The 20,021-nt window shown below is 26.7% G+C and carries 26 protein-coding genes and 6 pseudogenes; 23 read left to right on the top strand and 9 right to left on the bottom strand.

Going from position 1 to position 20,021, the window contains the following annotated elements; all coding sequences use genetic code 11:
- Positions 1 to 42 precede the first annotated feature (42 nt).
- From BB_RS05825 to BB_RS08055, 16 genes and pseudogenes are all read left to right on the top strand, one after another.
- Positions 43 to 1,152: a variable large family protein gene (locus tag BB_RS05825; RefSeq protein WP_052403612.1), complete on the top strand. Its 1,110-nt coding sequence runs from the start codon at positions 43 to 45 to the stop codon at positions 1,150 to 1,152.
- Between the two features lie 11 nt (positions 1,153 to 1,163).
- Positions 1,164 to 1,595: pseudogene (locus tag BB_RS05820) on the top strand (variable large family protein); the annotation flags it as partial.
- Between the two features lie 292 nt (positions 1,596 to 1,887).
- Positions 1,888 to 1,944 (top strand): hypothetical protein, encoded by a 57-nt coding sequence (locus tag BB_RS08070; protein ID WP_080745464.1) that lies wholly within the window; start codon positions 1,888 to 1,890, stop codon positions 1,942 to 1,944.
- A gap of 272 nt (positions 1,945 to 2,216) precedes the next feature.
- Positions 2,217 to 2,471, top strand: coding sequence for a hypothetical protein (locus BB_RS08065; protein WP_010890280.1), 255 nt, complete (start codon positions 2,217 to 2,219; stop codon positions 2,469 to 2,471).
- Positions 2,417 to 2,631, top strand: a pseudogene (locus BB_RS08060) (DUF226 domain-containing protein). Before BB_RS08065 ends, BB_RS08060 begins: the two are co-directional and overlap by 55 nt.
- The gene (locus BB_RS07890; RefSeq protein ID WP_080745463.1) at positions 2,607 to 2,855 is read left to right on the top strand and encodes a hypothetical protein; all 249 of its coding nucleotides are present in this window, start codon (positions 2,607 to 2,609) and stop codon (positions 2,853 to 2,855) included. The pseudogene BB_RS08060 and the gene BB_RS07890 overlap by 25 nt, the downstream one beginning before the upstream one ends.
- Positions 2,856 to 3,196: 341 nt before the next feature.
- The gene (locus BB_RS07885; protein ID WP_049755699.1) at positions 3,197 to 3,409 is read left to right on the top strand and encodes a hypothetical protein; all 213 of its coding nucleotides are present in this window, start codon (positions 3,197 to 3,199) and stop codon (positions 3,407 to 3,409) included.
- Between the two features lie 687 nt (positions 3,410 to 4,096).
- A complete protein-coding gene (locus BB_RS05795) occupies positions 4,097 to 4,267 on the top strand; it encodes a hypothetical protein (protein ID WP_157659660.1) in 171 nt (56 codons plus the stop codon).
- A gap of 303 nt (positions 4,268 to 4,570) precedes the next feature.
- Positions 4,571 to 5,671 (top strand): plasmid maintenance protein, encoded by a 1,101-nt coding sequence (locus BB_RS05790; RefSeq protein ID WP_010890278.1) that lies wholly within the window; start codon positions 4,571 to 4,573, stop codon positions 5,669 to 5,671.
- A gap of 21 nt (positions 5,672 to 5,692) precedes the next feature.
- Positions 5,693 to 6,253, top strand: a complete 561-nt coding sequence (locus BB_RS05785) for a DUF226 domain-containing protein (RefSeq protein ID WP_010890277.1) — start codon at positions 5,693 to 5,695, stop codon at positions 6,251 to 6,253.
- A complete protein-coding gene (locus BB_RS05780) occupies positions 6,229 to 6,993 on the top strand; it encodes a ParA family protein (RefSeq protein WP_010890276.1) in 765 nt (254 codons plus the stop codon). The genes BB_RS05785 and BB_RS05780 overlap by 25 nt, the downstream gene beginning before the upstream one ends.
- 36 nt (positions 6,994 to 7,029) lie before the next feature.
- Positions 7,030 to 7,581, top strand: coding sequence for a chromosome replication/partitioning protein (locus BB_RS05775; RefSeq protein ID WP_010890275.1), 552 nt, complete (start codon positions 7,030 to 7,032; stop codon positions 7,579 to 7,581).
- Between the two features lie 422 nt (positions 7,582 to 8,003).
- Positions 8,004 to 8,231 (top strand): hypothetical protein, encoded by a 228-nt coding sequence (locus tag BB_RS05770; protein ID WP_012665401.1) that lies wholly within the window; start codon positions 8,004 to 8,006, stop codon positions 8,229 to 8,231.
- A 21-nt stretch (positions 8,232 to 8,252) separates the two neighbouring features.
- Positions 8,253 to 8,402 (top strand): annotated as a pseudogene (locus tag BB_RS08105) (hypothetical protein); the annotation flags it as partial.
- Positions 8,403 to 9,030: 628 nt separating this feature from the next.
- Positions 9,031 to 9,324: a DUF5425 domain-containing protein gene (locus BB_RS05765; RefSeq protein WP_010258312.1), complete on the top strand. Its 294-nt coding sequence runs from the start codon at positions 9,031 to 9,033 to the stop codon at positions 9,322 to 9,324.
- A gap of 518 nt (positions 9,325 to 9,842) precedes the next feature.
- Entirely contained in the window at positions 9,843 to 9,989 is a 147-nt protein-coding gene (locus BB_RS08055) for a transposase (protein ID WP_231033867.1), read from the top strand.
- Positions 9,990 to 10,992: 1,003 nt separating this feature from the next.
- On the opposite strand, the gene BB_RS05755 is transcribed toward BB_RS08055, so the two are convergent.
- The gene (locus tag BB_RS05755; RefSeq protein ID WP_010890273.1) at positions 10,993 to 11,250 is read right to left on the bottom strand and encodes a hypothetical protein; all 258 of its coding nucleotides are present in this window, start codon (positions 11,248 to 11,250) and stop codon (positions 10,993 to 10,995) included.
- Between the two features lie 860 nt (positions 11,251 to 12,110).
- Between BB_RS05755 and BB_RS05750 the strand changes: the two genes are divergently transcribed.
- From BB_RS05750 to BB_RS07875, 4 genes are all read left to right on the top strand, one after another.
- Positions 12,111 to 12,668 (top strand): DUF226 domain-containing protein, encoded by a 558-nt coding sequence (locus tag BB_RS05750; RefSeq protein ID WP_044283657.1) that lies wholly within the window; start codon positions 12,111 to 12,113, stop codon positions 12,666 to 12,668.
- A complete protein-coding gene (locus BB_RS05745; protein WP_014540418.1) occupies positions 12,641 to 13,390 on the top strand; it encodes a ParA family protein in 750 nt (249 codons plus the stop codon). Before BB_RS05750 ends, BB_RS05745 begins: the two co-directional genes overlap by 28 nt.
- A 256-nt stretch (positions 13,391 to 13,646) precedes the next feature.
- Positions 13,647 to 14,069, top strand: a complete 423-nt coding sequence (locus tag BB_RS05740) for a chromosome replication/partitioning protein (protein ID WP_415870983.1) — start codon at positions 13,647 to 13,649, stop codon at positions 14,067 to 14,069.
- Positions 14,070 to 14,420: 351 nt separating this feature from the next.
- Positions 14,421 to 14,579 carry a hypothetical protein gene (locus BB_RS07875; RefSeq protein ID WP_223292496.1) on the top strand — a complete coding sequence of 53 codons (159 nt, stop codon included), beginning with the start codon at positions 14,421 to 14,423 and terminating at the stop codon, positions 14,577 to 14,579.
- Between the two features lie 457 nt (positions 14,580 to 15,036).
- Here the strand turns inward: BB_RS07875 and BB_RS05730 are convergent, their stop codons facing one another.
- Together BB_RS05730 and BB_RS05725 are read right to left on the bottom strand one after the other, a co-directional pair.
- Positions 15,037 to 15,534: a hypothetical protein gene (locus BB_RS05730; protein ID WP_044283655.1), complete on the bottom strand. Its 498-nt coding sequence runs from the start codon at positions 15,532 to 15,534 to the stop codon at positions 15,037 to 15,039.
- 305 nt (positions 15,535 to 15,839) lie between these two features.
- Complete coding sequence (locus tag BB_RS05725) at positions 15,840 to 15,995, bottom strand: hypothetical protein (RefSeq protein ID WP_231033839.1); 156 nt, start codon at positions 15,993 to 15,995, stop codon at positions 15,840 to 15,842.
- A 177-nt stretch (positions 15,996 to 16,172) separates the two neighbouring features.
- Here BB_RS05725 and BB_RS05720 point away from each other — a divergent pair, with 177 nt between their 5' ends.
- The gene (locus BB_RS05720; protein WP_010890270.1) at positions 16,173 to 16,340 is read left to right on the top strand and encodes a hypothetical protein; all 168 of its coding nucleotides are present in this window, start codon (positions 16,173 to 16,175) and stop codon (positions 16,338 to 16,340) included.
- A gap of 301 nt (positions 16,341 to 16,641) precedes the next feature.
- Here the strand turns inward: BB_RS05720 and BB_RS05715 are convergent, their stop codons facing one another.
- The 3 genes from BB_RS05715 to BB_RS05705 all read right to left on the bottom strand — a co-directional run bounded on the left by BB_RS05715 (position 16,642) and on the right by BB_RS05705 (position 17,364).
- Positions 16,642 to 16,821 carry a hypothetical protein gene (locus BB_RS05715; RefSeq protein WP_010890269.1) on the bottom strand — a complete coding sequence of 60 codons (180 nt, stop codon included), beginning with the start codon at positions 16,819 to 16,821 and terminating at the stop codon, positions 16,642 to 16,644.
- A gap of 124 nt (positions 16,822 to 16,945) precedes the next feature.
- Positions 16,946 to 17,245, bottom strand: coding sequence for a plasmid maintenance protein (locus BB_RS05710; protein WP_044283653.1), 300 nt, complete (start codon positions 17,243 to 17,245; stop codon positions 16,946 to 16,948).
- Positions 17,215 to 17,364 (bottom strand): hypothetical protein, encoded by a 150-nt coding sequence (locus BB_RS05705; protein WP_157659661.1) that lies wholly within the window; start codon positions 17,362 to 17,364, stop codon positions 17,215 to 17,217. The genes BB_RS05710 and BB_RS05705 overlap by 31 nt, the downstream gene beginning before the upstream one ends.
- A 17-nt stretch (positions 17,365 to 17,381) precedes the next feature.
- Here BB_RS05705 and bdr point away from each other — a divergent pair, with 17 nt between their 5' ends.
- Positions 17,382 to 17,924 (top strand): Bdr family repetitive protein, encoded by a 543-nt coding sequence (gene bdr / locus BB_RS05700; RefSeq protein ID WP_044283652.1) that lies wholly within the window; start codon positions 17,382 to 17,384, stop codon positions 17,922 to 17,924.
- Positions 17,925 to 17,945: 21 nt separating this feature from the next.
- Here bdr and BB_RS08005 read toward each other — a convergent pair.
- Both BB_RS08005 and BB_RS05695 read right to left on the bottom strand, forming a co-directional pair.
- Positions 17,946 to 18,353: pseudogene (locus tag BB_RS08005) on the bottom strand (hypothetical protein); the annotation flags it as partial.
- 203 nt (positions 18,354 to 18,556) lie between these two features.
- Positions 18,557 to 19,555: an ErpD protein gene (locus tag BB_RS05695; protein ID WP_010890266.1), complete on the bottom strand. Its 999-nt coding sequence runs from the start codon at positions 19,553 to 19,555 to the stop codon at positions 18,557 to 18,559.
- 61 nt (positions 19,556 to 19,616) lie between these two features.
- Here BB_RS05695 and BB_RS08050 point away from each other — a divergent pair.
- Positions 19,617 to 19,752, top strand: a pseudogene (locus tag BB_RS08050) (Bdr family repetitive protein); the annotation flags it as partial.
- An 84-nt stretch (positions 19,753 to 19,836) separates the two neighbouring features.
- Here BB_RS08050 and BB_RS07870 read toward each other — a convergent pair.
- Positions 19,837 to 20,021: pseudogene (locus tag BB_RS07870) on the bottom strand (hypothetical protein); the annotation flags it as partial.

The raw sequence follows: 20,021 nt of genomic DNA, 5'->3' as shown, positions 1-20,021 counted from the left end.
GCTGAGGGGGCTTCAAGTGGTACTGATGCAATTGGAGAAGTTGTGGCTAATGATGCTGCTGCGAAGGTTGCTGATAAGGAGAGTGTGACGGGGATTGCTAAGGGGATAAAGGAGATTGTTGAAGCTGCTGGGGGGAGTGAAAAGCTGAAAGTTGCTGCTGCTACAAGGGAGAATAATAAAAAGGCAGGGAAGTTGTTTGGGAAAGCTGGTGATGCTGCTAATGGGGACAGTGAGGCTGCTAGCAAGGCGGCTGGTGCTGTTAGTGCTGTTAGTGGGGAGCAGATATTAAGTGCGATTGTTACGGCTGCAGCTGCTGGTGCGGCTGAGCAGGAGGGAAAGAAGCCTGAGGAGGCTAAAAATCCGATTGCTGCTGCTATTGGGAAGGGTAATGCGGATGATGGTGCGGAGTTTAATAAGGAGGGGATGAAGAAGGATGATCAGATTGCTGCTGCTATTGCTTTGAGGGGGATGGCTAAGGATGGAAAGTTTGCTGTGAAGAGTGGTGGTGAGAAAGGGAAGGCTGAGGGGGCTATTAAAGAAGTTAGCGAGTTGTTGGATAAGCTGGTAACAACTGTAAAGACAGCTGAGGGGGCTTCAAATGGTACTGATGCAATTGGAAAAGTTGTGGATAATAATAATGCTGCGAAGGCTGCTGATAAGGCGAGTGTGACGGGGATTGCTAAGGGGATAAAGGAGATTGTTGAAGCTGCTGGGGGGAGTAGTGAAAAGCTGAAAGCTGTTGCTGCTGCTAAAGGGGAGAGCAATGAAAAGGCAGGGAAGTTGTTTGGGAAGGCTGGTGCTGCTGCTGGGGACAGTGAGGCTGCTAGCAAGGCGGCTGGTGCTGTTAGTGCTGTTAGTGGGGAGCAGATATTAAGTGCGATTGTTAAGGCTGCTGGTGCGGCTGATCAGGAGGGAAAGAAGCCTGAGGATGCTAAAAATCCGATTGCTGCTGCTATTGGGGATAAAGATGGGGGTGCGGAGTTTAATCATGAGATGAAGAAGGATGATCAGATTGCTGCTGCTATTGCTTTGAGGGGGATGGCTAAGGATGGAAAGTTTGCTGTGAAGAGTGGTGGTGGTGAGAAAGAGAAGGCTGAGGGGGCTATTAAAGAAGTTAGCGAGTTGTTGGATAAGCTGGTAAAAGCTGTGTAAAGACAGCTGAGGGGGCTTCAAGTGGTACTGATGCAATTGGAGAAGTTGTGGCTGATAATAGTGCTGCGAAGGCTGCTGATGAGGCGAGTGTGACGGGGATTGCTAAGGGAATAAAGGAGATTGTTGAAGCTGCTGGGGGGAGTGAAAAGCTGAAAGTTGCTGCTGCTGCAGGGGAGAATAATAAAAAGGCAGGGAAGTTGTTTGGGAAAGTTGATAATGCTAATGCTGGGGACAGTGAGGCTGCTAGCAAGGCGGCTGGTGCTGTTAGTGGGGAGCAGATATTAAGTGCGATTGTTAAGGCTGCTGGTGAGGCTGAGCAGGATGGAGAGAAGCCTGGGGAGGCTACAAATCCGATTGCTGCTGCTATTGGAAAGGGTGATGAGGATGCGGATTTTGGTAATGAGATGAAGAAGGATGGAAAGTTTGCTTTGCTAACTTTCTAAGTTCTAAGTTACTAGGACAGACAATCATTCACTACTAAAGATTCACAAGATTTATTTTAAATAGTTCTTACCTTGATTTTATTTTTTTATAAATTAAGAAAATAGAATACTCTTTTAAAAAAGAATTCTATAATAAAAGAAAACCAAAAAAGAATATGAAAATGAAAAGAAGAGAACTAAGTATATTATTAGAAAAAACAAAAGAAATCTTAAAAAAGAAGGACTAAATAAAAAGGAACTAGAAAAAGACTTTTAAAATGTATATTTACAATACAAAAATAAGCCTCATTTTATAATAGATCACAACAAATATGATGATTTAAACCAAATAATAAAAAAACATAGATAAACCTAATATACTTTTTTACCATTCTTAGTAAAATTTCATTGTCAATTTCAAATTTTGATTTTAATTGTTCAAATAATATGTTAAGTATATTGGTTTTTATATTTTTTTGTGTTGTTAGTATTTAATTCAAATAGAAAAACCGAAATATTCCTATCTACTTAACAACAAATACTATTTAGATCTACTAAATTTAATAAAAAACACAAATAAATTTTTTGACAACCGAAAAGTTATTAGATAGAAGGTAGACTTTATTAGATAGAAGGTAGACTATGAAAAAACTTTTAGAAAAACTTAAAGAAAAATACAAAAAAATCGAAACAGACAAAAACAAAATTTTTGTTAAAATCGAAAAAAAGATATATCATACGAAAATACTTTTAGACTTTCATGCATTTGAAACAAAAAAGAATCAAAAACACAGATTTTTTATCCAATTTAGAAAATTGTTTGATAGGGAAAAAACAGAAGCATACACTACATACAATTTAAATTTAAGAAAGGAAGCATATTTTGTTATATTGTAGGAATTTCTTATTTATTAAGAAAAGATAAAATTAAAAAAAATATTATAAATCTCTTATCAAAATTATTTTAACTTTGGAAAAAGAAATATATGAATTTTACGACAAAAAATTATCAAATGGAGGGCTTATAACAAAATGGATAGAAAAAGAACAAAAATAATAACAATTACCAGCATAAAAGGTGATGTTGGTAAAACTACACTTACAAATAGAAAATCATTTGGATTTAATCCTAGCCATTTGACATTATACAGCTTAAATAGATATTTCTATTACCTAAATAAGCACAAAGCTATTGATTCAGAATTGAAAATAGAAATAACAAAATTAAAAGTCAATTGTGACTATATAGTATTGAGATATTCTTTAAATGCCACACATTAGGCTTAAAAGCCCGATACACACAAAAAATTATTGAAAATAATGCAAAGAAAGAATGCTTTTTAGGCATTGTATCAGAAAAATGGAACCAAATAAAAAAAATTGCAAACATATGGTATTTGCTTTTAAATCAAATTCCATATTGGAATAATATTATATATTAAATAATTTGATATTTTATATAAGAACTTATTCAAAAAAATGGGAAACCCCCAATATAAACTGTCCAGCGCCAGACAATTTATAAAGTAATAAAATTAAACTAAACGAGGAGATTTTATGAATAAAAAATATTAATGAAATAACTATTGATCTAAGAAATTTAAATCATAAAAAATTATATTTTGGATGTCAATAATGATATAAATTCATTTAATGATAAAGAAAGATTTGAATTATTAAAAAATAAACTAAAAGATATAAAAAATTATATTTTGGATGTCAATAATGATATAAATTCATTTAATGATAAAGAAAGATTTGAATTATTAAAAAATAAATTAAAAGATAATGTAAAAGGGAACATCTATAATAAGATAGAGGCCATATATATTTAATGGAAACCAAAAATAAAGTTTATTATAAACTCGATGGATATAAAAGACTTAAGCTTAAAAATCAAGAAAGTTATTTATTTTATAAAAAACTGTAAATTTACAGAGTTATTTTTAGACAAAGTTTTTTCGATAAAAAAGATTGGGTTGAACAAATTATAAGAGAATTTAAAGAAAAAATTTAAATAGTTTATTAATATGATTGTTGAATTGTTGATTTATTGCTTTTATTTTTAAATTGGTGTATCCTTCTAAGTAAAGGATAAGTTTTTCATTTAAAATTTACCTTAATTTGTGACCGCCATTAGAGCTTAATTAAGTCTTTGCCTCGTGTAAATGCTTAATTAAGCTCTAATAATAAAGTTGTTTAATGATGACTACTCTTAAAAGCTGTCATAAAAAATTATGACTTTTGATTTAGAAATAGTAATTAGCATGTTTTACATAAACTTTAAATTTATTGATTTAAGTTAATGAATTTGATAAATGGCTCTAGATCAATCTTTTGTTGAAGTCCACAAGTCTATGCAAGATAAAATAACCGATATGTGTAGAGATTTTAGTCATGGAGGGGTGGGCGTTGATTATTTTGAAGGACCATGCAACTCCCAGACTTGAAGAGAGTTTTGACGCCAAAATCAAAATGAGAAAAGAAAAATTAAGTGAATTAGATGATGAATAGCAAGTGATTTGAAAAAGACACAGAAAATTTTAGATAAAATACTTAAAAGAATTGTATTAGTAAAATCAGCCAGATCTACTGAAGAGATTAAACTTTCTTCTAGTGATGCAAGATTTGTTTCAAAAAACCCAATTTTTCACCGAGACTTAAAAATTCTAAAGATTATTATATTTGGATAGAATTTTGAGTCCTCTAGTGAGTTGTGCAGTCTGAGTTAGTAAGAATAACCCCTATGCCAATAGACGAAAATTTGCGCAAACTTGAAGTTAAAATTATTGTTAACAAAAGATAGCGACCTTTTTTTGTTTAAAGCTTATATATCAACACGCTAGATAGGAAGTTTATAGACAAATGCTAGACATTGTGCCTGAGTTTGGCCATATAAAAATCAATATTTTTTTTAAAAAATAGTTTACTTTTCATTGCTTATTGAGTTATTATATTCCTTGATATAAACCACAATCAATAATGGAAGGTAGAAAATGAAAAGTATAAAAACCTCTACAAATAAATACCAACACAAATTAATCATTCTAATATCAACACTGAATTATGTAAATTCAAATCTTGAACAATACACTCAAAATGACATACTTTATTACTTTAATAATAATATAAGAAGAAATTGTCAAAAAGAAGTTAAGCTAAAAACACTACAAAACTATCTTTACAAATTAGAAAAGGTATTTAAAGTAACTAGTAACTACCACAGACATTTAGGTATTAACATGGGGACCGAAGTTCATTACAAACTAAAATATCCCAAAAAAGTATGTTACCATTTAATTAATAAACATTTTAAAGAGATAAAAAAGAAAAAATATAAAAGCCGTGTTGATTCATATTTTAATAAGAATTGCATTGAAAATAGTAGTGTAAAAAATAGGGAGTGTTTTTATAATATATCTAATAATAAAGAAGAAAAAAGAAACAGCCGTAAATCCATAGAAAAGTTACAAATCAGAAAATACATTGAGAAATGCAATTTTAAATCAAATATATTCTCTCTTATTTTAAATTTGGGATTAAAAAAAGATGCTACAATTGAAGTATGTAAAATGATAAAAAAGGCAGAAAATTTAATTGAAAAAAACATTTTTGAAAAATTAAACGTTGTCAAGGTAATAGAAGTAAATAAGCTTAAAAACAAGCAACAAAAATTGAAAAGAATACTAAAAGAAGTAAAAATTAAATTAGAAAACGAAAATTATAAAAGCGAGCAATTAGAAATAGAAATAAAAGATATATATGAGCAATATAAGAATAAACCACATTTTATCATAGAAAAAAATAAGTACGAAGATTTAGAGAAGATAACAGAAAAACTTAAAAATAAGTTTAAACAAGAAAAAATAAATATAAAAGAAAATGACACAAATATTAGAAATAATATCTTTAATATACTTATTGAACAATTAAGACATAAAATAAAGATTGAAATTTTAATACCGATTTTAAAAGATTATTTGGATAAGCAAAAAAGATTAGAATATAGCAAGGTCTTTAGCAATTATTACTATTACGAGATCTTAGAGACAGTAGAGCCTAATAAATGGTGTTCACAATTAGAGGCATGTAAATAAATTGTTAATTAAGGATTAGTTATGGAAAGTTTATTAAAGCGTCTCAAAATCAAAAAATCAGAAATAAAAAAAACACGAAAAAAACTTATCTTTGCCAAAGTGGAAGATAAAAATAACAGAAAAATATATCATACAAGGATAATGAGTGATTTATATGTATTTGGTGTTAATAAAAATCAGCAAAATAAATTTTTTGTTTCATTTAGAGGACTATTTAATAAAGAAAAAATTAGTGAATTTAATTTATTTCCCTTAAAGGAAAATGATGAATTCTTGGGTATATATTATGGATACAGAAGGCCAGTACAAAACATTATAGTAAAATATCAAGAAAACAATACAACAAAGTCATATGCATTTTCAAAAATTCATTATATTGAATTTAGATTTAAAAGAGGAAGTGTATATTGTTATATCAGGGGAATGTCTCGTTTTATTAAAAAAGAAAAAGCAGAAACACAGTATAATCAATTTTTACTTAAATTAATAATTAAGTTAGAAAGAGAAATATATAAATTTTACAATAAAAAGTTGCCTAATGGAGGATTTATAAAAAAATGGATAGAAAAAAAACAGAAATAATAACAATTGCATCAGTTAAGGGGGGAGTTGGTAAAAGTGCATTAGCAATTATTTTTAGTTACATTCTTAAGAATTTTAATAAAAAAGTTTTACTGGTTGATTTAGATCCTCAAAATAGTTTAACTAGCTACTTCATTAGGCATATTAAGAGTATTGAAGGAATTAATGTTTACTACATGTTTAAAGATTATCAGGATTTTGATCCAAACAAATATTTAAACGAAATAAATAATAATATGTATATTGTTCCTTCTCATCCAATTCTATGTAAATTTGAACAAGAAGACAAAAGATATAAAGAACAATTATTAGAGTATTGTGTAAAAAAAATTTTAATTAATAATAATTTTGATTACATATTGATTGATACACCTCCTAGTTTGGGTCCTCTGTTGTATAATGCTTTAAATATTACAAATAAGGTTATAATACCTGTTCAGCTTGAAAGATGGTCTGTAGAAGCATTTCCTATGTTAATGGATGCGATAGAAGAAGTCAATCTTTTTAAAGATAAAAAGATTGATATTTCAATAGTGGAAAATCAGTTTATTAAAAATAGAAATACATTTATAGATGTAGAAAAGCAAGTGTTAAAAAAATATAGTATATTAATCAAGGGAAAAATTCATAGCTTTAACAGCGTTAAAGTCTTAATTAATGAGTTAAAAGAACCCGATGTTAGTGCGGTGTATTACAAAGAGGCTCAAGAAGCTTTGGAGAAAATAGTAAAAGTACGCTGAACGTACTTTTTTACTGTTAAAAGAAAAGGAGGTTTAATGTCTAAAAAGGAGCGAAAGGAAATCATTTTAAATGATAGAAAAACCAGTATTAATCAATTAAAAAATAATTGTGATAAAGATGATGAAATAGAATACGAAAGCTATAAAAATCAAATAAGAAGAATTGCCACAAGCGAAATAGACAATAGAATTGAATTAATGAAAATTTTATATAAAATAAGGACTAAAAAACTTTATAAATTTGATGGATACAAAAAATTTGATGATTTTCTTAAAAAATTTGTCATAGCAAGGAGTCAAGCATTCTTATATTTAAGGCTTTACAAGCATGTACTATCGGGCGATTTAAAAATAGATGAAATTAAGCAACTAGGATTTGCAGAGACTTATAGTAGGATTAAGAGGTTTAACATAGATAAGGGCATTGCAAAAGAGAAATCAATAAGGATATTAAGATTGCAGCTTGAAAATCAGGAAAGTTATGATTTTTATGGCAAAAACGCCAAATTTACTGGTTACTTTTTAGATAGAGTTTTTATAGAGAAAAAAGATTTGCTAGAAAAGTTTATGGAAGAATTTAAAAGTTGAGCACTTATGAATAATTTGGTATATAAAACATAAGATATAAACTACTATTTTTATAATCTTTGATTTAAAAAATAGTAGTTAGTAATAGAAATAAAAAATTTGTGAATAAGGGTTGATCTTATTTGAAATTTGATGTATATTACTTATAAATGGTGGTTCTATTTGTTTAGATCTTCCAGTTATTATTGTGGTGAATTGTAAAGACTTCAAGTCTTGATTAAAGATTTTATTAAAAAAAGAATCTTTAATTAAGACTTGAATTTATTTTACCCTTGCTTGTGCAAAAATCAATGTTTTTATTTAATTTATAAAAGAAATATTAAGTGAAATTCCAATAAAATTTTACAAGCCAAAAAGACTATATTTGGTTTATTTATTTTCTTGTTTTATCTTTTATATATAAAAAAATATAAGGAGGGGTTTTGATTTCATCGAAAAAGTTAAGAGAGTGTAAAGATAAGTATAGGGACAAAGAAGGTAAGATCGCAGAAATAAATGGTTTTTTAAATATTGGGTCAATTATAAAAAATAATAAGAAAAATATTAAAGAAGATAATAACAATACTTGTTATGTTGATGAAGAATCTAGGTTAAACGAAATAAAAGAAGGAGAAGTTTGGAAATTGTTTGTAGGAGGCTATGTTACATAGGTAAAATCTTGTAATTTAAGGCCTATAAAAGACAAATATAATAATTTAATTAAAAATCTCGAAGAGCTTAAATATTCTTATACTTTTTCACCCATTCGATTGAAAACTTTATCATTATTATGGTTTAGTTATGTTTATGTTTTCAAATCCCCCATCTCTTTAAGTGGATAGCAATAATGGAGAATTGAGTGCATTAGACTTTCTCCTATTAATAGCAATCCTGTGAAGATAAGGCGTTGAATGACATTTAAAATGTATGCCAGAGATTTAGAGATTCACATTAATGAATATTACTACTTTTTAGTGTTGCTATTATTTGACTATACTTTAGAGAAAGGTATTTGATTATTATTAAATACAAGAGCTTAATTACACTATTTGAAAATTGCGAGCATAATATGTGTTTTTTTATTTTAGCACAAGTTTTTTAGACTTTCTAAAAAAGTTAAAAAAAAAGAAGATGCTGAGTAATTTGTATAGTTCTTTTAAGATTTTCATTTAAGTAATAAATTATATTATCTTGATATACTTCTAATATTTACCCATCAATAAAGCTAGTGTGGCTTAACAAATAAAAACCAATAAATATTTAAAAAATGATTAATTTAGAATATAATTTCTATAGCTAAAGCAAAAAATAAATATAAATTTGGACTAGTTTTATTACATAAAAAGATAAAATTAGTCATGCTTGTTGCAATAGAGCCTACTATCTATCCCGCGAGGTATATTTATTTATATTGCTTTTTAGTTTTTGTAAAGTGACTTTTAATTATTAAAATCTAAGGAGAAGAGATTTATGAACAAAAAATTTTCTATTTCATTATTATCTACAATATTAGCCTTCTTGTTAGTATTAGGTTGTGATTTGTCAAGCAATAATGCTGAAAACAAAATGGATGATATTTTTAATTTAGAAAAGAAATACATGGATAATTCAAATTATAAATGTTTAAGTAAAAATGAGGCTATAGTTAAAAATTCTAAAATTAAATTAGGTGTAAATAATACTAGAAGTCGTTCTTATTCTTCTAGAGAGACTAATGTTTCGGATTCCTATAATAAAACCTATTCATATTGCAAAAGCAACTGATTAATTTTATTACAAAAAAACAAGAGAATGCTCAACCCATAATTAGGTGACAATTAATTGAATATATGCAGGGATTATTAAAAGTTAGCTTCTGTGACATTATACACTTGAATATAATATTATAAAATAATAGAATATATGGGTGTTAATAAAGCTTATAAGCATAGAATATATCATATAAAGAAGAATTTCTATCCCCTTAAAGGAAGTTGATAGTTTAGCTCTTTGTAATGTCCAACTTGACTTAGACTCTGCGTATAATGATTTTTTTAGAAAAATTTAAAAGGGAAATAGAACACAAGGATTTCCTAAATATAAAAGTAAGAAAAATAGGGAAACTTATAGAACTAATAATCAAAAAAACTCAATAGGAATAAAAAATGGTTATATAAAGCTACCTAAAATAGAGTTTATAAAGTTATGTCTATAAATATTATATTTCAATAACAGTTGAGTGCTTAGATACTAAAAATAATAATGAAACTAAAGGTGATAAAAAAGAGGCAGTTGGTATTGATATGAGCATGAAACATTTTTTAGTAAGTAGTGAAGGTGAGAAGATTAATCATCCTAAATATTTATTAAAAAATGAAAATAAACTTAAAAAATACCAAAGAAAACTATCAAAAAAGCAAAAAGGTTCTATTAATAGAGATAAGTCTTAAGGTTTAGACTTGCATTTATATCTCCATCATGCAAAGTTGTTACAACTACTGAAAGCCCACCTAGTATCACTTAATTTTAGAGCCATATTTTTAATATGACAACTACTACATACATATAAATCAAAATGGTATGGATCTGCTTTGTATAAAGTAGATAGATATTTTCCATCAAGTAAACTATGTAAATTGTCTTGCAAACTCAGACCATCCTAAATCATTAATACTTTTTCCAAACATTCCTTTTCGCATGCCTTTTTTCATTCTTAGAATTCGAACTGTAATCAGACCTTTATATTCTTTATCAATTATCATATTTTAGATTTAAATTGTATATAGCAAAAAGGTCCTATATGGGCTATTCCGTTTGCAGTAAATAAATAGGGATTGGAATTAAATCCCTAACCTAATTGAATAATATCATACTTTCTTCAAGAGGATTCCCTTCGGCCACTTTTTTTCTTCGTTCTTCCATTACTTTTTTATATTTTTCAGCTTGTTCTCTTCTTTTTTTATTTAATTCTGTCGATTCTCTTTTCTCTTTTTATAATTTTTCTTGAACTACTAGTGGCTTAACTGTTTAGATTTGGGATCGTCCTAGTTATAATTTTGGTACTTCTAATTTTTCTGCTACCACCTTTAATTCTGCCTCTAGATTTGCTCAAATTTTAGGGATTGATTCTAATTCATCTCCTTTTAAAGATTTTTTTCTTCTACTTTCTTTCCCTTATGTGCTTTTAAATCAAATCTTTTTGAATTATCCATAGCTTCTGTTGCTTTTCATATACTGTTGTATAATCTAGTGTCATTTTATTTGGATCCATTTTATTTTTAGATGATAACTTTTCTAACTTTTTTTATTATCTTTATCTTCTTTTTTTAAATCACACGAAAATAGTAAAAATAATAGCAAGTAATGGCTAGGCATATACTTATCTAATTTAGAGATTAGCTCCTATATTCAAGCGGCTATTATCCTTATTCTTCTGGCATAGAAGTTGAAAATTTAAATTTTAATAAATTGTATTTTTATTTTAATGAGAATAAGCAGAAACATTCCATTCTTAATTGAATTCATTAGAAAGTTTCCTTCTATTGCTAATATCATTAATATAATAAAATAATTATCAAAAACATTAGCAAATCCCCCTTTATCTCTATGATACTCCTTCACATCTATATGATTTCTATCTTTACTTTCTACATTAGGCTGATTATCTCTACCATATTTAATATAGCTAAGCGGCTTTTTAACTTTACCCATATTTTTCAGTTTGAATAAAAACCTTTTAACATACTCTTCTATTTGGGATACATCTCCTTTTCAATAAAAATTAAAATGCGCTGATTTTAATACATTTACGAAAAAAGTTAATGTATCGAGTTTTTCATTACTAAATCTAAGATTGCTTTTCTAACTCAGTTTTAAATTAATACTTTCATAAGCTTTACAAGCTTTAGTCACTCCTCATATAAAATCCAAAATTCAATTGTTTTATATAAGTAAGTATCAAGTAAATTTAAATTGGATAGTAAAATATTAAATAGGGGAAAAAACAAGCTTAATATTGAGTGATAAATAAATTTTTCTCTTATTAAATAGTATAGTAATGATATCCAAAGTATCAAGGGGCCATTATTCTTCATTAGATACCCTGCACAATTTTAAATATAGTTCTTCAACCTTTTAGTTGTAACAGGCACAATATTTTTAACAATATTAAGTAATCCTTTAACATATTTGCGAATTTCTTTTGATGAATTCTTATTCACTTTTTTTGTTTCATTTGATTCCAATCTTAATTTGATTTGATAAAATGAAATTAAGATTGGAATAAAGCTGACAACACCATTTTGTATGCAAGCTTAATAGTAAAAGCTATTCTAAATACTTACTTTAAAACATAGCAATCTACCAATTCTGATATAAATCAAAACAATATTTTTGACTTTTATCTAAATCAGTTAATATACCTTTTGTAAATTGACGAAATCCATTTTCTTATCCACAATACTTTTTTACAACTAGAACTTTAATTATTTTACTTTAAACAAGCTACATATTTACATTACAAGTAATAAAACATTAAACAATTATTTGATTAATGTAATAAGGAAAAAGATTTGAATTCAATTTTTAGAAAACTAAAACAAAAGAAAGCGTTAATGAATATTGATGAAAATCCAATAAAAAATATTTTTAACAAAATAGAAGAAAAGAATGGAAAGAAAATATATTACACAAAAATATTCTACCATCTAGTTAATTTTAGAAATAACTGCAAAAAACAAAGACTGAAACTAGAATTTAAAAAATTTAATAGTAAAGATAAGTATTCTTTCAATCTTTTCCCAATAGAAGGAAAAAATAAATTTTTAGGAATAAGGTATGGATACGATCGACTTGAAAAACCATTTCTTCATAAAATAGGAAAAAATAGAAATTACGCAATAAAAAAACTATATTATATAGAATTTATATTTAAAACCGGATCTATTAAGTGTTACTTATTATCTCTAAGAACCTTGCTAAGAAAAAGACAAAAAGAAGACACCAAATACTACAAGTATAGTTTAAAACATTTAAAAAAAATGGAAAGAAAAGTATATAAATTTTACAACAAAAAACTAACAAATGGAGGAATTTTAGATAAATGGATATTAAAAAACCAGATATTATAGCACTCACATCAGTTAAAGGAGGAGTTGGAAAAAGCACACTTTCTATACTTTTTTCTTATTTGTTGAAGGAATTGGGTAAAAAAATATTACTAATTGATTTGGATCCACAGAATTCTTTAACATCATATTTTACCAAGTATATTCCTGACGCCGAAACATATAATGTGTATAGTATGTTAAAAGGAGATTTCTATTTTAAAAAATACTTAAATAAAATTAATGATTATATGTATATAATTCCTTCTCATCCTATGTTAGAAAAATTTAATACAGAAACCGATCAAGAAACTTTCTTGGAATATTATTTAAATAGAAATATAATAAATTGCGATTTTGATTATATTTTGTTAGACACTTCTCCAGGTTCAAATTTGCTTTTAAAGAGTGCTTTAAATACTTCAAATTATATTATAATTCCAGTTCAATCAGAAATATGGTCAATAGAAAGTTTTAATATTTTGATCAATATTATTAATGGCATTACAAAACATAGAGAAAAAAAATATAATATTTCTATTGTAGAAAACCAATTTATAAAAAATAGAAATATTCTTAAAGAAGTAGAAAATCTGATTCATAAAGAATACAAAGAATATATCAAGGGCAAGATACATTTTTATAATAGTATAAAAGTTCTTATAACTAAAAGACTCGAACCTTCTTCAAGAGAAATATATTATCAAGAAATTAAAGAAACTTTGAAAAATATTTTTTCTTTATAATGAAAATTGTTTTAACCGTAATCTATCTTATAGAGAAAATCGTGTTAGTGTACGAATGGTCTTTTTCTAAAAATAAAGAAAGGGAGTAAAAATGGAAAAAAAAGAAAACAAAAAAGACATAATTTTGTATAAAAGGGTAGAAACTCAAATAGAAGAAATGGATATCAATCAGAACAGGGAATTAAAAAATTACAATGAATTAAAAGAATAGCTAGCATACAATTTAAAATTAGATATTGATAGTAAATTTCAAAGAATGAAAATTTTATACGAAATCAAACAAAAAAATCTTTATAAATATGACGGGTTCGACAGTTTCGAACAGTTTATTAAGTCTTATGTAATTAATAAAAGCCAAGCGTATATATATATAAAAATTTATCAAGAAGTCTTAGAGGGAAATATTTCTGTTGAGGAGATTAAAAAACAGGGTTTTTCATCTGTATACAGAAAAATATTGAAAAATCAATTAGAATCATCTGAACATAAAAAAGATAGAAAAAAAGATTGTGATAATTCATGTATGCCCCCTGTTAAATTTTTAATAAAAGATAAGGAAGTTTATTCTTTTTGCATAAGAGATACCAAAAGAGCAGTTTTTATTTTGGAAAAAATTATTAAGGATAGAAGGGATATCTTGTTTAGTCTTGTGATGGAGTATGAAAATAAAGAAGAATAAAAAAAATAATCCATTGATTATTTTTTTATAATATATTATTCTTAATGTATAAGATAAAGATTTCTCTTTATCCTAAACCGGAAAAGGATGCCCATAAGGGCTTTTTTTTGTTTACTAAATTTCAATCTTTTTAAATGTCATTTTAATTGTTTTACTGTGGTTGACCTAAGTTGATAACTTATTAAGTTTTTTTATTAAAAGAAAATTAAAATGATAAAAATAAATCTCATAGCATTGGTATTAATCTTATCTTAAAAAAAAGTTTTTATGAAAAATAAATATGTAGAATATTTATATCTCTTTCCAAATACAATTGCTATTTTGATTATATTTTGGTAAACATTTTCTCCGATTCAAAATTTTCTTTTAAAGAGCGCTTTAAATACTGCAAACTATATTATAATTCCAGTTCAATCAGAAATATGGTCAATAGAAAGTTTTAATATTTTGATCAATATTATTAATGGTATTACAAGACATAGAGAAAAAAATATAATATTTCTATTATAGAAAACCATTTTCTAAAAAATGGAAAAATTCTTAAAGAATTTTTTTATACAGAATTATATCTTTTTTTTGTTTTCTTTTCTTCCATTTTTACTATTTTTCTTTATTTTTAGGAAAAACCATTCGTCCACTACCATACGATTTTCTCTATAGGTAATATTATAGTTAAAGTAATTTTGAATATATAGAAAAAATAATTTTAAGGTCTATTTAATTTCTTGATAATATATTTCTCTTGAAGAAGATTATACTCTTTTAGTTATAAGAATTTTTATTCTATGTTTTTATATTTACTGCAAAAATAGTAATTAGTGTAAGTGTACTTATCCATTTTAGCATTAATTTATTCTTAACAGTATTATTATTATCAAGAATGGTCTAAGAGGCAAGATAATTTTTAAAAAAGCCTAAGATATAAGTACTTAGGCTTTTTTAAAATAAGAAGATATTGTTGTGCTAGTTATATTGATTTGGCATCCTTTTCTAAGTCATTAAGTATAGTAGCAAGGCTACCTTTACTATCATCATTCATATAAATTAATGTTTTGTGTATTAGTTTAATGATAAGATAAGCTTGAGCTACCTTCTCTTTAGTAATCCCATCAATAGTAACGCTAGAAAGATTGCTACCAAGATGGCCTTTAGCCTTACCACATAAAGTCTTTAGCTTATCTTTGATGTTCTTTAAGTTTATAAATTTAGCATCAAACTCTTGTTCTGTCTGATAACCCAATTTCTTACGCTGATCAATCTTATCTTTTGCTTCTATAAGACTACTAAGCTTTGTAATCTCATAAATAACATCTTTAAGAGATTGGTTTAGTGTGTCTTTAGTAGAATTATTGTTGTCTTCATAATTTTCAATACCTTTTTCAAGATCTTTTAATTTATGGGAAATGCTATAAGCCTCAAGCCCAGCCATCTTAACAAGATTAGTTAAGTCAGAAGTAGTTTGCATGAATTTTTGAAGTCTTGCTTTCTTTTCTCTTTCTCCTCTCTTCTCCTCTCTTCTTCTCTCTTTCTCTTCTCTTCCTCATATTGTGCTTTAATCTTATCAAGCTCTTGTTGTTTCTGTCTTTGCTGCTCTTCTAGAATAGCTTTTCTTTTCTTCTTTAATTTTTTCCTTTATAGCTTCAAGAGTTTCTTTAATAAGAGCATCTTTTTTTGAGTCTAAGTTTGTAGCACTTTTTGTATGTTCTTGTGTTGAATAAGCAGGGTTTGTGAGTTCTTTTTCTTGTGAAGAATTGTCTAGGCTTCTTTTTTCTATGTTTTTTTATCTATTTCTTGTTTTTGTGAAACACCTGGGTTTAATTGTTGTAATTGAGCTTGCTTATTAAAGCTATCGTCTTGTTTTATGTGTGTTTGATTAGATAATTTGATTTCTAATTCGTCTTCTAATTGCTTTTTTAAAGCTTCCAAAGAAGTAATTTTATCATCAATATTTGTGGAATATCTTCTGAAGAAATCTGATTAATTTCATACAATTTTTCTTTTAAAAGATTTTCTATTGCAATCTCTTGTGGTAGTGCAGTAGCAACATCTTTGCTACTAAAGGCAGTATTGCCAGTAGTTGAATTTTCTAATAAAGGAGCATAATTGCTAGAATCAGAAACTAAAGTGTCTGAATTAAAAAAATCATTAGATTTTAGTGAAGAGAGCTTATCACTTAAATCTTTAGATATTGAGCAACTAAGTATAAGAGATATTAGATATATATATATTGGTAAAAATAAGTTTGTTAAGCTTTATAAGCATCTCCTATAAGTATACTTTTTTAAAGTAATATGTTAATTTTTAAGATTCAATTTTTGTTATAGTAACAATATAGTGCGTAACTAGAAAGAAACATTTAATTTTAAAAATTAATGATTAAGCAGGACGGGACGTATAGAAGTGGAAGAGTAAATCTAGGATAAATGAATTACTTTACCAGGGAGCTTAAAATATTTATCTTAGAAATAATGGAGTTGTTTTATATGTGCAAAAAAGCCAGACTATTTTTGTTAAAATCCAAAAGCTTCCTTATTTATAAGTAAGTGTCATGTCTTCTTTGAAGCTACACTAGCTAAGATTCTCTACTACTTAAAGCAGCTTCATGTGCTTTATTTAACTCTTCAAACTCTTTGTACCCAATATTTTTTGAATTTAGGTCAATGTTGTTTAGCGTGTAAATAAGAATTATTAAGTGTGAAGATAGCCTATTTTTGCTATTCATACTTAATATTTCTTTTAAAAATTTTTCCAAATAGTGCCCCAGTAATTTTTATTATTTATCAAATAAAAAGATATGTCTTTACATTTATATTTCTAAATTGATTAATTTGCAAAGAAATATTTTTTTACGATTAAATAGTAGTAGGATAGTTTAGTTATAGCCGTAGTTTTAGTTTGTTTGCTATTGTTTGATAGTAGTCTTGTATTGTTGAACAAAACACTTTAAGGGGGTAATTAATTTTATAATAAATTATATATTTGGGATGATTTTTAAAAGATAGCTTTATTATGGTTTTTGTGTTTTCTAATATATCAAGATATTTACTCATTGTTGGTAGATCGCAAGAATTTTTATTATCTTTTTTAAGAATTTCGTTGTAAAATTTTAATAGTTTTTTTTGAGAATAATTATTCAATTCTAGATTTAATAATGTATTGCCACATAAAGCAGGCATACCCCAGTAAACTCAATTTCTAATTGATGGAGTTGTTTTTCTATTTCTGATTGGGTATTTATTATTTCTAATTGTGTTTTTTCTATTTCTGAGCACTTGTTTTTTTGATTTTTTTTCATAATTTACTGAAGAACAAATATATAGAGAGTTTCTACGATTGAGTATGGAACAACTAATAGCTCAAGATTTGTCAAAAAGATATTATTACAATGAACTAACATATAGAGATTTAGAAAATTTAGAAAAGCAATTTGGTATAAAGTTTGACAATCTTGTTACTAAGATTGATAACGTAGAAAAGAATTTAAATCTAAAAATAGATAATTTAGATACTAAGATTGATACTGTTAAAAGTGAACTTACTACTAAGATTGATACTGTTAAAAGCGAACTTACTACTAAGATTGATAACTTAGAAAAGAATTTACAAAAAGATATGTTTAATTTGGAACAAAGGCTAGAAGCAAAGCTGGAAGCCAATAACAAAGTTCTTTTGGAAAAACTGGAATCCAATAACAAAGTTCTTTTGGAAAAGCTGGAATCCAATAACAAAGTTCTTTTGGAAAAGCTTAGCGTGAAAAACAGAGTGTCAGTTGTTATTGCATCAGTAGTTTCGCCCATTGTTTTATCTATTTTGTCGTCCTTAATTATGACATTAATTGGCAACTATTTCAAGTAGAAATTACAAAGAATTTTTACCTTAATCAAGAATAAAAATTTTAGATATAATTTGTTTTTGCAATTTACAAGTATTTTTATAGATTCCCAGTTTTTTTAGGTTGGCATTAATGTATAACGTTAGATTATACAAATTTTTGCAAGACTCATTTTCATTAAAAAAATTTGAAATTAAATTTGTAATAGTAGATGTAAGCTCATTGGAGCTATTTCGATAATAATTTAGATTATTTTGATTGAGCTTTAAAGGTGCGAATGACTTGATATATTTGAGCTTTTGGTACAGATTTAAAATACAAGGTGTTTTAGCTAAAAAGAAGTTTTTTGAATGAGAGTTATATCTGATTTCATGTAGTGTTTCTTTTGCCCTAGTAATCAAAGAATGAATAATTTTTAGTTGTTTAGTAGTAATTCTAAAATCAAAAATATTTTATTGAGATTTGTGTTTTAAAAGATATAAAAACTTGTTTATAAGTTTTACGAATCAATTTTAGATGTAGAAAATGATGTAGCCTCTACTAAATAATGTGTTTTAATTTAAACCCAATTACTAAAGTTTTTGTAATTAGGTTTTTAAGTCATTAATATAGGTATATGTAATTTCGACTTTAAGTTAAAAATCCGATTGTTCTTTTAACTTAAACCCTTTACACTTTCTTCGATTGCGCTAAGATTATTTGTATCTTTAAGATATTTCTTGAGTTTTTCTAGAAATTCTTTTAGTTTTTGCAAATCTTCTATAATTTCATCTATTTCCACCTTGTCTTTGGTTTGCTCAGTGCCATCAGAAACTTTGATTTTTGTTCTTATAGAGCTTCTTACTTCTTCTAAATTGGTAAAGAAATTGCTATCACCACCAATTTCAAGTCCTTCGCCCCATGTATTGGATATAGAATCTTGTCCGGGATTATTACCGCTTCCAGTAATGTGATCAAATATGGGGTGTGTAATTTTTTCTTCAACTTCTTTCCCCGATATTTCCTTTGGTGTTTCTTTAGAATTTAAATTTTCTGTAATATTATCAATATTTTGAGTTATTTTCTGTACTATATTCAAGCCATTATTAATTTTTTCTTTAGCGAGTTCTTTATATGATTTTATTGTACTTGTAATACTTGGTGATGTCCCTTGAGTAAGGAAACTACTTATTGGCCTTGGTTCAATATAAAAATCTATTGTTTGTGGAATAGGCATTATCACTTCTTCAGTAATTTCAGGAATTTTTGTTTCGGGAATTATCACTTCTTCAAGAATTTCATAAACAATTTCCTCTTTTACTTCTGGGATATAAGAATTGTAAATATCTTTATTTGAAGAAAGAATTTTGTCCCCAGGAACAGGTTTTCCATCGGATTTTACTTTTTCAATTTTTGAGTTTGGAGCATGTTGTGCTACTTGTGAAAGTTTTTCATGTTCCTGTTCTTTGTTTTCCGTAATTTCTAATTCCTTTTGGTCTTCTGAGGTAGAAGTTTTATTGGCTTGGTCTTCACTTTTTGATAAGTGTTGAAGAAGCTTGGCTATAGAATTGTTTTTGTCATCTACGCTTTTTGTAGATAAATTAAGACTATCAAATTTACAATTTACTAAATTTAAAAGTAAAAAAGCACACATAAATATTTTTAATAATTTCAAGTTGTTCCTCCTAAATTAAATAAAAATAAATTATATTTCAAAAAGGGGAAAATAGTATAAGTTGATATATAAATTTACATATAGAGATTTAGAAAATTTAGAAAAACAAATGTGACATAAGATTTGACAATTTTGTTTCTAAGATTGATACTGTTAAAAATGAATTTACTGCTAAGATTGGTAACATAGAAAAGAATTGAAAACAAGATATGTCTAATTGGGAACAAAATCTAAAACAAAACCTTAACGAAAGGCTAGAAATTAATAAAGAATTTTTTACCCTAATCAAGAAAAAAAATTTTAGATATAATTTGTTTTTGCAATTTACAAGTATTTTTATAGATTCCCAGTTTTTTAGGTTTGCATTAATGTATAATTTTAGATTATACAAATTTTTGCAAGACTCATTTTCATTAAAAAAATTTGAAATTAAATTTGTAATAGTAGATGTAAGCTCATTGGAGCT

It is taken from the genome of Borreliella burgdorferi B31 (genome assembly GCF_000008685.2).
GTDB lineage: Bacteria > Spirochaetota > Spirochaetia > Borreliales > Borreliaceae > Borreliella > Borreliella burgdorferi.
This window is presented reverse-complemented; position numbering and strand designations above follow the sequence as displayed.